This window comes from Paenibacillus cellulositrophicus (genome assembly GCF_009363095.1).
Taxonomy (GTDB): domain Bacteria; phylum Bacillota; class Bacilli; order Paenibacillales; family Paenibacillaceae; genus Paenibacillus_AQ; species Paenibacillus_AQ favisporus.
In genome coordinates this window covers 666,262-678,311 of record NZ_CP045296.1, presented here as the reverse complement: position 1 = coordinate 678,311, position 12,050 = coordinate 666,262, and the positions used below count along the sequence as shown (strand labels likewise).

11 protein-coding genes are annotated in these 12,050 nt (G+C 49.6%); 1 reads left to right on the top strand and 10 read right to left on the bottom strand.

All coding sequences use genetic code 11. The features are described 5' to 3' along the window. Nucleotides 1-43 precede the first annotated feature (43 nt). From GCU45_RS32745 to GCU45_RS32715, 7 genes are all read right to left on the bottom strand, one after another. Nucleotides 44-412, bottom strand: coding sequence for a YxeA family protein (locus tag GCU45_RS32745; protein ID WP_152404337.1), 369 nt, complete (start codon nt 410-412; stop codon nt 44-46). A gap of 13 nt (nt 413-425) precedes the next feature. Then, nucleotides 426-2,357 (bottom strand): ABC transporter permease, encoded by a 1,932-nt coding sequence (locus GCU45_RS32740; RefSeq protein ID WP_152404335.1) that lies wholly within the window; start codon nt 2,355-2,357, stop codon nt 426-428. After that, a complete protein-coding gene (locus tag GCU45_RS32735) occupies nt 2,344-3,111 on the bottom strand; it encodes an ABC transporter ATP-binding protein (RefSeq protein ID WP_152404334.1) in 768 nt (255 codons plus the stop codon). The genes GCU45_RS32740 and GCU45_RS32735 overlap by 14 nt, the downstream gene beginning before the upstream one ends. A 261-nt stretch (nt 3,112-3,372) precedes the next feature. Next, the gene (locus GCU45_RS32730) at nt 3,373-4,596 is read right to left on the bottom strand and encodes a cytochrome P450 family protein (protein ID WP_152404332.1); all 1,224 of its coding nucleotides are present in this window, start codon (nt 4,594-4,596) and stop codon (nt 3,373-3,375) included. Between the two features lie 19 nt (nt 4,597-4,615). Beyond that, entirely contained in the window at nt 4,616-5,236 is a 621-nt protein-coding gene (locus GCU45_RS32725) for a TetR/AcrR family transcriptional regulator (protein ID WP_244364711.1), read from the bottom strand. 136 nt (nt 5,237-5,372) lie between these two features. Further along, nucleotides 5,373-6,431, bottom strand: coding sequence for a glycine-rich domain-containing protein (locus GCU45_RS32720; RefSeq protein WP_152404330.1), 1,059 nt, complete (start codon nt 6,429-6,431; stop codon nt 5,373-5,375). Nucleotides 6,432-6,822: 391 nt separating this feature from the next. Further along, the gene (locus GCU45_RS32715; protein WP_152404328.1) at nt 6,823-7,671 is read right to left on the bottom strand and encodes a hypothetical protein; all 849 of its coding nucleotides are present in this window, start codon (nt 7,669-7,671) and stop codon (nt 6,823-6,825) included. 248 nt (nt 7,672-7,919) lie between these two features. On the opposite strand from GCU45_RS32715, the gene GCU45_RS32710 reads away from it, so the two are divergent. Then, complete coding sequence (locus GCU45_RS32710; protein ID WP_152404326.1) at nt 7,920-8,447, top strand: hypothetical protein; 528 nt, start codon at nt 7,920-7,922, stop codon at nt 8,445-8,447. Between the two features lie 99 nt (nt 8,448-8,546). Here GCU45_RS32710 and GCU45_RS32705 read toward each other — a convergent pair whose 3' ends face one another. The 3 genes from GCU45_RS32705 to helD form a co-directional block, all read right to left on the bottom strand. Next, nucleotides 8,547-9,026 (bottom strand): GNAT family N-acetyltransferase, encoded by a 480-nt coding sequence (locus tag GCU45_RS32705; protein ID WP_152404324.1) that lies wholly within the window; start codon nt 9,024-9,026, stop codon nt 8,547-8,549. Between the two features lie 73 nt (nt 9,027-9,099). After that, a complete protein-coding gene (locus GCU45_RS32700; protein WP_152404322.1) occupies nt 9,100-9,516 on the bottom strand; it encodes an NUDIX hydrolase in 417 nt (138 codons plus the stop codon). Between the two features lie 71 nt (nt 9,517-9,587). After that, nucleotides 9,588-11,936 (bottom strand): RNA polymerase recycling motor HelD, encoded by a 2,349-nt coding sequence (gene helD, locus GCU45_RS32695; protein WP_152404320.1) that lies wholly within the window; start codon nt 11,934-11,936, stop codon nt 9,588-9,590. Between the last annotated feature and the right edge of the window lie 114 nt (nt 11,937-12,050).

Genomic DNA, 12,050 nt, shown 5'->3' with positions numbered 1-12,050 from the left:
TTTAGTAAGTTTTACTGAATAAATCGTGGTTCACGCAGAGAGATTAGTTCCCTGCACCGTCCAGCTTCTGCTTCGCTCCTTCCGGCAGCTCATCGGCCTTCACTTCTTGATAGGAACTGACCTCATCCCCTTTTACATAAATCCGCAAATAAGCGTCCCTGCGCAGTTCCTTATGTGCCGTAAAAGTCAGAGCTTTTTGTTTCCCGCTTGGATTATAGCCATCCAAGGTGTATTCGTAGTAGACGTACTTCTCCCCGTTGTCCGATTTGTCTTCGAAACGTTTTCCGTCTTGGTTAATCTGCACATAATACTGCTGCGCGCCGAGGCGATTCAAATTCACGTTTTGGATGAACACAACGAATCCGACCAGAACAATCAAAATAACCGCTATTGAGATAAGTCCTTTTTTCACTTCAATCCACTCCTCACTTTACATTCGTAACGATTTTGTAGTAGCTGTTGACGGTCAGGAAATAATAAACGAGATAAATGCAAATATAAATGCCCATGCAGCTGACGACGGGCACGACCAGGCTGGTCATCATCAGGTTCGATAAAGCCGATAAGGCCACGGCGCAGTGGGCAATGCCGGCCGCAAGGGGCAGCGCGAATACAAACAGCACCTGCTTGGCGACCGATTTGCGGATTTCACTTTTTTTAACGCCGATTTTATGCAAAATCAAATACCGTGCTTTGTCGCTGCTCGCTTCCGTCAGCTGCTTGAAGTAAATAATGCTGCCTGTCGCCGCCAGGAATACGAGCCCAAGGAATCCACCCATAAAGATCATCAGTCCGGTTGACTCCATTCCCCGTGCATAATCACTATAGAAGCTCGCCAGGCCGGCGGTCTCCGGCAGAATGCTGCTCAGCTGTTTGGTCAGTTCCTTGGCCTTGTCCTGATGTGTGATCGCGTATGCTTGGACGGTCAAGGATTTGGCTTTGGGCTGAAGCGCCGCGAACAAATCGTCGCTGACGACCAGGGTTGAATAGACGGTCCTGAGGTTCAGCACGCTGTACGTTTTCAATTCGGTAAAATGAATCTGTTCATGGATTCCCTTTCCAGTCAGCGCAATGGTAGAACCTTCGTATGCCGGTGAAATCCCCTTCATATTCCCAGGCTCCAGAGCCGCGGCATCGCCGCCTTGAAGGCTGAGCACTTCGTCCCGTCCTTGCAGCTTGGCCAGCTTGTTGAAGTTGTGGTTCGATATCACCGTAAACGTCTGATCATTGGAGCCCGCTGTTTGCCCCAGTCCCGTTGTGTCGGCATCCATTTCAAGCAATGGAACGGACTCATGATAGATCACTTTGTGACCCGGAGCTTGTTCGATCGCCTGATCCGCTTTGTTATCTGCCGCTTTGTCCCCTCCGATAAACATGTAGCTGTTCGGGTTCGCCAGCGCCACATTGATCCGGTTATTGTAATACAAGCTGTATGCCGTTCCGACCGCCGTCAGCGTCGTTGCGCTCAGCACGGCGATGATCGTCAGCGTGCGTGCATTCCCTTTCATCCGGTACAAAAGCTGGGAAGTTCCAATCAGGTTCAGCCCCCGCCAATAGCTTCTTTTCCGTTTGCGGGCCAGCTTCAGCAGCGTAACGGTCAACGTGTTAAAGAGCAGATACGTGCCGAGAATAACCGAGACCAGGATAATCAGCGGGGTCACCAGCACACCAATCGTTTTCCATGCCTGTGACGTCAGCATGTTTTGCAGTGCAAGCCAGTAGCCGAAACCAACAAGCAAGACTGATAGAAGAGCAATCCACACCGATGACCGAGGTTCCTTCTCCCGCTCCTGGTCCGCCCGGAACAACTCAATCAGCTTGAACCGGTAAATCAGGCGGTAGCCTTGCACCGAAGTGATCAGCGTAATGATTAAGAACACGGTAATCGTGTTCAGGACGGCTGCCGGGGAAATGGCAAAGTTCGGCATGGCATCGTAACCCATCACTTTCATCAGAAGCATGACAAAAAAACGGCTGAGCACGGCTCCAAGCGCAATGCCGACCAGCAGTGCCAACACACCCATCAGGAAATTTTCATAAAAGAGCATGCGGCCGATCTGCTTTTTTCGGACGCCGAGTAATGAGTACAGTCCGACCTCCTTTTTGCGCTTACGCGTAAAAAACGAATTCGAATACCAGATAAAGATGGCGACGAAGATGATCAGGACGACGGCCGCTCCGCTGAACGCCGAGTTGATTTTATCTGACCCTTCCGATGCCGATTGAATGGTATGATCGTACTTCAACGACACAAACGTAAAATAAATAACGATGCTGAAAATCATTGATGCAAAATACAGAAAATAATGTTTGAAGTTATTCCGGATATTTTTGCCGGCGATATTAAACAATGTCATCTTCCTCACCTCCAAGCGTCGCCAGAACCTCGAGTATTTGACCAAAAAACTGTTTTCGTGAGAGACTATCCTTCCGGAGTTCCACGAACAACCGGCCGTCGTTGATGAAAATGACCCGCTTGCAGTAGCTCGCCGCATTCGCATCATGCGTAACCATCATAATGGTAGAGCGATTTGCCTGATTCAGCCGGCTCAAGCTTTCCAGAAGACGGGTCGCCGACTTCGAATCGAGCGCGCCGGTCGGCTCATCCGCCAAAATCAGGCTCGGATTGGCCACGATCGCCCGGGAAGCCGCTGCCCGCTGCTTTTGTCCGCCCGAGATATGGTACGGGTACTTATCCAGGATTTCACGGATTCCAAACGTGTCGGCAATCTCGTTAACCCGCTGTTCGATCTCTGCCGCCGATACTTTGGACAGGGCCAGCGGGAGCAGAATATTTTCCTTGACCGTGAGTGTATCGAGCAGGTTATAGTCCTGAAAAATAAAGCCAAGCTTATTCCGGCGGAAATCGGACAGCTTTTCTTCATTCATAGTCACGATGTTGTGCCCATCAATGATGATTTCCCCGGAAGTCGGCGTGTCGATCGTCGAAAAAATGTTCAACAGGGTGGATTTCCCCGCACCGGAAGGTCCCATGATGCCGACATATTCGCCCTCTTCGATGCTAAGGCTGATATTGTGCAGTGCCGTATATTGGTTTCCTTTGGTGCCAAAGGTTTTATTGACGTTCTCCGCTTGCAGTATCGTTTTCATGAGTATCTCCTTCAATTGGGTTGTATTCGTTCCTTGTCGCTTACATCACTTATGTTAAATCCCGAACCTTTCAGCATGTTAATCCCAACCTTACAGGAACCTTAAATTGATAGAAGGTGCAACAAAACGGAGAGAACCTTTATGAGCTGCCGTCCACAAATAAAAACCCGCCTGTCTCAGACGAGTTGATCAATGAATTGGAAGCAAAAGAAAAAGTCCGCATTTCGCGGACTTTTCCTCTAACATGAATATGAAGAAGCTTTAAAAGCTGACAGGAAGGCTCACCAATGATCGGAGCGTGCTGTAGTGATAGGCCAGGTCTTCCGGTTTCACGTCGAGACGCAGGTTGGGAAAGCGCCGCAATAGCGAGCCGAACGCGATTTGTCCCTCCATGCGGGCAAGGGGTGCTCCCAAGCAAAGATGGATTCCTCTGCCAAACGCCAAATGATCGGTTTCTTGTCTTGTGATGTCCAGCCGCTCTGGCCTGTCAAATCGGCTTGCATCCATATCCGCTCCGGCCAGCGAAACCATAACCATCTCGCCTTTTCGAATGAGTGTACCATGGATCTCGATATCTTCATCTGCAACCCGGCCCGTAATCATAACCGGCCCCGCATACCGGAGCAGCTCTTCAACCGCACCCGGCAGAAGGGCCGGATCCTCACGAAGCAGCTGCATTTGTTCCGGATGCTGAAGCAGTGCCAGGGTTCCGTTGCCGATCAGATTCACGGTCGTTTCATGTCCTGCCGTAATGAGCAGCCAAATGGTAGAGAGCAGCTCGTTCTCGTTAAGTTTATCGCCCTCGTCATATGCCTGCAGCAAACCGCTGATAACATCGTTTCCGGGCCGCACCCTCTTTTCGGAAATCAAAGATTGAATGTAATCAATAAACTCCTGGAGGGCTTCTTGAACCAAGTTTGCTTGGTCGGGGTTCAGCGCGCCTTCGGCCAGCTTGTGGGTCCACTCGCGAAAGCGCGCCTGATGATGGCCCGGGATTCCCAGCATCTCCGAGATTACGATGATAGGCAGCGGATAAGCAAATTCAGAAATGAGTTCCATCCTGCCCCGGCTGACCACCTTATCCAGCAGCTCGTCGGTGATTTGTTGGATGCGCGGGCGCAGATCCTCAATCATTCGGGGCGTAAATGCTTTGGAAACCAAACGCCGGAGCCGGGTATGGTCGGGTGGATCCACCATGAGCATATTAGGCATGCTTTTGAACCATTCGAGCAATTCATTGACGGAGCTTTTCTCAGGTGAAGATTGTTGCTGTGAAGCGAACTTTCGCCGGTCCGAAAGGAACCGGGGATCTTTCAAAATCGCTGAGACATCCTCATACCGAAAAGCTATCCAAGCTTCGCCCATGCCAAAAAAGTCGTCAAGCCGGTAAAGTCTTTCCTGACGATTGACCAGTTTTTGGTAAAACGCGTTGAAATCACGCATCGTTTCCGGTGCCACTAAATCACTGCTGGTGATGTCTTTCACGGCCGCTCACCTCTTCACTTTAGTTTTCCATACCGTATCGAATCATGTCACAAAAAGCTTCCAATTCCTCCATAAGGCCGCGGGTATAGGCTTCGTCAATATGGCTCATCCCCTTCGTCTCATCCAGAAACTTCATTTCGAAATGTCTGGTTACGGACATGACGAGCTCGAATGCATACTTTTGATTTATGCCTTCGCGAAGAGGAACCTTGTCAAAAAGCTGTGCCAACATCGCATTCCGGGCTTCGCTCACCTGGCCGTACTTATCCTCGATTTCCTCCTTCAAGCCATCAGGTGTGGCATAAAATGCCTCATACACCAACTTCCATTCATCCGGATGCTCGCGAAAATAGCTGAGTTTCGCACGGCTTAGCTCCGTGATGGCTGTAAAAAAAACAGCATGTTCCGTAGTCCGCTCATCATAATGGATACCGGTTCGGACCTTCTCAAAGCAGTGGTCCACTAAGCTAAGATACAGTTTCTTCTTACTTGTGAAATGATGAAAGATCAAAGCTTTGGAGATCCCGGCAGCAGCCGCCAGCATTTCCGTTGAAGTGTTTTTGTAACCGTTGCGGGCAAACACAGTTAAGCAGGCTTGCAAAATTTTCTCCTGTTCGTAGAGCTGTATCGGCAGTCTCATCACCTCTTTTCGTGCATGCTGACCAATTGGTTAGTAAAATCATACATCATGCTGACCTATCGGTCAATATAAATGACAAAAAAATCCACCTGCAGCAAGCAGAAGGATTTTTTGAAGGTACAGGAGTACAGGTTTCCTAGTCTCCTCCCCCTCCACAGGAACTGCAGGATGAGGAGCTGCACGAGGACGAGCTGCAGGAAGAATCGCTGGACGAACTGCAGGAAGAATTGCCGGAATCATCGCCGCTAGGGCTGTCACTGTCCGGAGATAGGCCTGAATCGTCCACCCCAGGATTTGTCGAAGAATCGCTGTCTGAAGGATTCCAATCGCCCGAAGGGTTGTCATCATTCCAAGGATCCGTATCCATGGCCGTCAGAAACAGAATGGAGCTGAACGGATCTACCGTCACCCCGCTCTCCTCACTGCGGCGGATGCCGGTGGATTGACCCCGGCCGCTTCTGGGAGGCAAAGGACGGTTTGCCCTCAATGTGCCGGGTTTTGCTGACTTGACGTTACGATAATGTTTTCGGATCGAGCCGATGATGGCCAGTTGAATGGCTTCGATTGCGGCATCGGAACCGCTCTGAAAATATCGGCTGCGGATCTCTTGATCGTTTAGATTGTCGAAGGTTTGAAAGAACTCTTCGTCGATTTTAAATTGGAAAAACGGATTCAGAAGTGCCTCGTTTGCCGGATAAATGTGAAACAGCATGCTGTAGATCAAATCATACCGTGCCCTCTCTTCTTCTGACACCTTTTTATCATTCGTGTAGGCCAGGTTAGGTTGATGATGAATAAACCGTCCTGCAAATGTGGTGCAGAAGCGATCATAATCGCGGGTAAACATCAGCATTTCATGCCAGATCAGGTCGGCATCTTTACTGAACATGGGAACCTGCTTGAGAATCGCACACATGAGAAAGAACCTCTTCAATTCAAGCAGCATCCATTGATATTGGGTTTGGCTGATGGAATGGCGCTCCATAACCCGCTGCTTTACGTGCTCCATATAGTCCGTTCCCAGCGCGTTCTCCAATCGTATGGCGAGATCGGATAAACCTTGTATCTCTTTATTGATGCCTATGTATGGTGGTATGGGTGTATCAAACCCGTGACCCTTATTCCCTTCTTTTGAGCTATCTCCGGAAGCCGAACCGGAACCCAGCAATCTTTTCAAAAATGACAGCAAACTCATGTTTCTCCTCCTTATGCCGTGGTTTTCGGTCCCAAATGGAAATGAATCCCCTTAAATGAGATTACCATATCACGGGAAGGAAGCAATGACACTTTCGTTACTGGAAATCCTTTCCCTATAAAAAGGCAAACCCCCGCTTCTCTCAGAGACAGGGGTTCACCACACACCATTCACTTCCAGGATTAAGAGCTTTGTTTGGCTGACTTCAGTCTGGCCAGTTCTTCCTGAACTTCCTGCTGACGCGACCATAAAATGGACGTGCTAATGCCGCGAGAGAACTGCAAACTCCAATGGCTTAACCATTCTGAGCAAACGAAAAAGTCCGCGGTTTCCGCGGACTTTTACTCTGCTCTATCAATTTGCTTTTTTTGGTTTTGTAAAACATAAAATATTAGCTGTGCAAAGTGTGTAGCTTCCGGAACAATTTACGGATCCACCCGACGATCACGGGTACCAAAAACAGCATGACGAGTCCGGCAGCAACGAGAACCCCGATTTGCGTTTCCTTTTCGCTGGAGAGCATCTCCTCTACACTGCTTCCAATCAAAATCATACGCTGATCTTCTCCCTCGCCGGGCAGATGAATGGGCTCCAGATGTCCGTTAACGGCCCGGCCGATCACCGTGATCCTTTGCCCTGGACTAAGCGCGTGATATCCGTAGGCCGTTTCCTTAGGGCTCTCCACAAGCAGCGGGCGGGATGTTTCCCCCTCATGGACAAAGGGGAGTTGGCTCGTTTCTACTGTTTCGAAATCCAGAGGCAGCCAGTCGGAGTAGAATTTGAAACGTTCACTTTCCACTTTAACGCCTTGAATGCTTAAATCCCCCCATACTTGCGGGACGGCGTCTTCATTCCACATATAGTTACATCCGCTTTTGCTGCAATGCCAATTAAACTTTTCCTTTTGAAGGAGCAGGTAACGCTGCCGTAACTTGCCTTGATCCGCTGCAGCGGTCTCCCCGTCAGCTTCTCCTTCTATCCGGACGATCCCGTTCGTGTCAGCCGTCAGCTGCTGAACCGGAGCCGCATGTGAGATTAATGAGGCCAATCTGGCCGAGTCCCAATACAGCAGCAGCAAGCCGGCTAATATGAAAAAGCCCAGGAATTTTAATAATCCCAGCCAAAAACGGGAAGCCCGGCTTCCGGCCGGTTTCCCTTTCCTCTTGGATTTACCTTTGCGATCCCCTTGATGAGTCTTTGTGCTGCTGTGCTTTGTTTGACTTTTCGAATGCCTGGCCACGCGCTCGTTCCCCCTGTGAGCTCAAAAATGTTGTCCTTGTAACATTACGGAGCCGTACTAGATCGGGTTTCAGCAGCGTGCACCTGTGTGCTTGATGATTCATACACTTTTCCTGTTACCTGATATTTGGCTTGCAATTTGCAGGATCTTCCATTATTTTTTGAATGATGCCGGTGAGTGCTGCGTCCTGCTTTCAGATGTCGGCTTTGATAAGTCCAAATATGATCGAATGACGAAAGGAGATGCCCATGAAGGAGTTGGGAGCTCTAGTTTCTCCACCAAGGGTCTGGTACCAAAAGAAAAGAAACATCCTGCGGATCGTCCTGCTGATGCTGTGCCTGATAGAACTGGCTATTGTCGGGGTGAAGTATGATGGTCATGTCCGCCAATTTTTGTGGATCGGAATCGCCGGATACAGCGCGGCATTGATATTTTTCAGCTATATTTTTACATACGTGGTGCTCCGGTACGGCAAACGGCAATCGGTTACGCGAAGAGCAGACTTGCTATTAGCCATTTTTATATTCTTCCTATCGTTATTCCCTTTAGTTATGCTGGGGAGAGTAACAGCAGATATCGTTCAGGGGCCAGTTGTCAAAACCGTGCACGTCGTCGAAATATGGGATCCTAGACGTGGCGGGGACCGCGTACGAACAGAGGACGGTAAGGAATACGAGCTCGGGAACAGGCATATTGTCATGGAAAGTGGCGGCACATACCGAATCCAGGCTCTGGAATACTCGGGAATGATTCTGGCAGCCGAGGAGCAGAACTAAATAAAGGATTCGATAAACGGAGAGCATAACGAGCCCGCTGCAAAGCGGGCTTTCTTTATATGCCTTGTCAAACCGCCGCTTCCGATAAATTGTTCGAACTCAGCCCAGATTTCTTTTCATTTGCACCGTGATGATTTTGCGGCCGCCATCTAGTTGGGAAATTTTCAAATCAAAAGGTCTGAAAGAATGTTTATGATAAAATGCCAGTCCTCTTGAATTCGCATGATGACAGGAGAGGAAGAGTTCCCTCACCGCATAGTCCTCCTTTGCCTTATGCATCATTGCATGCAATAAAAACTCACCGGCTCCTCGCCCCCTGTGACTTGGTGAGACAATGACGTTCCCAAGCCAACAAGCATGACCACTTCGGTTATATAAATTAGCGTAAGCGGCGATTTGGCCTGAATCTTCTTCTATAACAACGGTTGGTTCAAAGCGGTTCATGAGTGAATGCGATATTTGTTCTGGTGTTAACGGGAACCTAAAACCTGGGCCAACATAAAGCAGCTCCTGTTCCGTTTGCGGGAACCCGCAAATGTCTGTCAAATCCATCCTGGATAATGCTCTGTGAGTATACATATGTTTCACTCCTAAAGCGGCGTAGAGTGGATAAATGCAATGAAGATCGTTCGCCCACGCACTGATACAGGAATTAAATCAATTCGGGAAGCGCAAAGACGCCATGCTTCGTAAAATCGCTGATGATCGCCTCAGGCAAATATTGAACGAGCTCCGACTTCGTGGCCCATCTATACTCGTCGTGCTCATGCGAGAGGGTTACGTGCGGTTCATCCGTTCTGCACAGATAAGATAAAAGCACAATTTGCCTCCCCGGATCCGTAAAAAATGTCGTTGCAAACAGCAATCGATCGATACTTGCGTGAATCCCCGCTTCTTCTTTAATTTCGCGAATCAATGCGGTATCCAAATCCTCGCCAAACTCCAGATTCCCACCGGCCGTTTCCCAGCCTCCCGCGCCTACTTCGTCTGAACCGGAACGTTTGAGGATCAGAATACGGCCTTGATGGATGATTACAGCTTTTAATACGACAACGATCTTACCCTTCATGATATGGTCCTCCCTACATGCAGCGTCTCTCATTGTGATTGACGATACATGAAATGGGGATGGTTTTCAATTCATAAAATCGATTCTTCTGCAATCCATGAAGCTGCCTCTTGAACAAAACGGCTCGGCTTCCCGATGCTATACAATTGCAGTTCATGCATGGCCCGGGTACAGGCGGTATAGAACAGCCGACGCAAGCTCTCTTCTCCGTATTCTTCGTCCGAAGCGTTATAGACGATCACTGCATCGAACTCGATTCCTTTGGCCAAATATACCGGAATGACAACGATTCCCTGTTTATATTCGATTGAACCGCTGGTAACGAGCTTGATATCCCCCAGATCGTGAAGGGATTCAAATACGGATGCGCTTTGGGCTGCGGATTTGCAAATAATCGCAACGGTCCGGTGCCCCTGTTCCCGGAATTGTTTGACTTTTTGCCGAATGGACTGATGTAATTGATCCGCGTCAGCAGCTCTCGTGAGTACGGGGCGGCTTCCGTTCCGGTCAAAAGGAATGATCTCTTCTCCATTGGGGATAAGCGCCCGTGTAAATTCGACGATCGGACTGGTGGACCGGTAGCTTCGGTTCAAAATAATGGCATCGGTTTGTTCCTCTCCGTACAATTCGGCCAGCATGCCGAAATCATTCGTACCGTCGGCGTGCGCGAAGACTGCCTGGTTGAAGTCGCCAAGCACCGTCATTTTCGCCGCCGGGAACAGCCTTTTTATAAATTCGAATTGAAACGGCGAATAATCCTGCGCCTCATCCACGAGGACATGCCGGATCGAAACATTGGTCTGAAAGCCTTCGATCAGCTCTTTTAACAGCAAATAAGGTGTTGCGTCCTCATAAAAAAGCTTTCCCTGGTCCATCTGTCGGGACGTCATTTCGCCGATTTCTTTCCATTCGGAAGGAAGTTCTGCTCCTTCAACCTCGCTGTCAGCCGGATGGGAAACCAGCATTTGCTTATAGATGGCCGGCGTATCGATAAAGCCCATATCTTTAATTTGTTGCCGAATACGTTTGAATTTCCTGCTGACGATCCGGCGCGCCAGCTCCTTACGGACAAGTTCCAGATCCACATCCTCTTCCGATTCTTCGGTTAACCCGTGTTTTTTCCGAAGATGCGCATAAGCTTGCTGGTATTCATCATTGTCGACCAGCTCAACGGCGTCCTGCACCCAAGGCTTTTTCCGCTCGGCCTTCTCCGCTTCTTTGACCAGCTCCTTCAACCAATCCGACAACTTTTCCAGTCTGTTGGCAAAGCGAAGCGTCGTGTGCTCACTGTAGAATCTCTCCATGATTTCCTCGGCGGAAACGAGCGTTTTGCCTTTAAAGGATATATCCTTGAATACCATTCCGGATTGTTCCAACGCCTGGCGGCAGGATTGAATCCGATCAAAAAACGACTTTGTCGCCTTAAAGCGGATACCCGCCATCCGCACCCGATAGTCCGGGTCTTCCAAACCCGTAAGAACGTATTCCAGCTGAGTGTAAGGATCTTCAACGTCGAAGAAGCCGCTCAGCCGGTGATTTAGGTACTCCTGAAACGTGACCTGCTGCATATTCTCTTCCCCGAGCTCTGGCAGCACGCTGGAGACATAACTCTTGAACATGGCGTTTGGCGAAAATAAAAGCATTTGGTCCGCCGTCAAACGGTTCCGGTATTTGTACAGCAAATAAGCGATCCGCTGCAATGCCGCCGACGTCTTGCCGCTCCCAGCCGCGCCCTGAACAATGAGCAGACGTGCGCTGTCATGGCGGATAATCCGGTTCTGCTCCTGCTGAATCGTCGCTACGATGCTTCGCATATGCGTGTCTGCGGATTGACCGAGCACCTGCTGGAGAATCTCGTCACCGATGGTGAGCCGGGTATCAAACATCGACTGAATAACTCCGCTGCGGATGATGTACTGCCATTTTTGCTCCAGCGTGCCCTGAATCGGCCCGCCGGGCGTGATGTATTCAGCCGGACCCGGTGTGCAGTCGTAATACATGCTTGAGACCGGGGCTCTCCAGTCATAAATCAGGAACTTTTCACCGGTAGCATCCGTGAGTGAGGAAACGCCGATGTACACGCGCTCTGTCTCGTTCATTCCCTCTTCGGCAAAATCAATCCGCCCGAAATACGGCACATCCTGCATGCGCTGAAGCTGGGACAGCCGCTTGGAGGACTGGCGGTGGCTGCCCTGGCTTAAGGAGAGGACCTCGGACTGCTGCCTTAAGCTGATAATCGTTTCTAGAAAATCGTCAAAGTTGTCCGTGTTCACCGTAACGTCTTCCCAGAAATGCTTACGGATGTCCACAACCTCTTGCCGGCGGCGGGCCGTCGCTTCCTCATATTCGTTGATCTGATCTTGGATGATGCCAATCACCTGATTCACCCGCTGCTGCTCCTGTTGAAGTTCTTGACTCATGAAGAAACACTCCTTTACACAAATGTTTGTGAGTTCCTGAAAAATGGGGGTTGACGGAACCGATGCGATGGTGTAAGATATAATTAGGTAATACTGATTAAATTAATAAAGATC